At 69.7% G+C, this 664-nt stretch carries 1 protein-coding gene; it reads left to right on the top strand.

The window, feature by feature from the left end; all coding sequences use genetic code 11:
* Window positions 1-664, top strand: a 664-nt coding sequence (locus KVT32_RS28195; protein WP_217619214.1) for a CaiB/BaiF CoA-transferase family protein, incomplete at both ends; no start/stop codon positions are given.

The raw sequence follows: 664 nt of genomic DNA, 5'->3' as shown, positions 1-664 counted from the left end.
ATCCTGATCGAAGGCTTCCGCCCCGGCGTGATGGAGCGCCTCGGCCTCGGTCCCGACGCCTGCCTGGAACGCAACCCGACACTCGTCTACGGCCGCATCACCGGCTGGGGCCAGGCCGGTCCGCTGGCGCAGGCCGCCGGCCACGACCTGAACTACATCGCCCTGTCCGGCATGCTGCACGCCATGGGCCGCGCGGATGCTCCGCCCAGCCCACCCCTGAACCTGGTCGGCGACTTCGGCGGCGGCGCCATGATGCTCGCCTTCGGCGTGGTCTGCGCGGCGCTGGAAGCGCGCACTTCCGGCAAGGGCCAGGTGGTCGACGCCGCCATGACCGACGGCTCGGCCCTGCTGGGCTCCATGATGTACGGCCTGCGCGCCTTCGGTTCCTGGCGCGACGAGCGCGAAGCCAACATGCTCGACGGCGGCGCGCCGTTCTACGACACCTATGCCTGCCGCGACGGCAAATACCTGTCGGTGGGCGCGATCGAGCCGCAGTTCTATGCGCAGCTGCTGGAATTGACGGGCGCGAGCGATCCGGAGTTCACGCAGCAGTGGAGCCGGTCGCGGTGGCCGCAACTGAAGGAAAAATTCGCGCTTCTCTTCGCCACCCGCACGCGCGACGACTGGTGCTCCTTGCTTGGAGGCACCGACGCCTGCGTCGCGC

Origin of the sequence: Achromobacter sp. GbtcB20 (assembly GCF_019091095.1) — a bacterium.
In the GTDB taxonomy this organism is placed as follows: Bacteria; Pseudomonadota; Gammaproteobacteria; order Burkholderiales; family Burkholderiaceae_B; genus Achromobacter; species Achromobacter mucicolens.
This window is presented reverse-complemented; position numbering and strand designations above follow the sequence as displayed.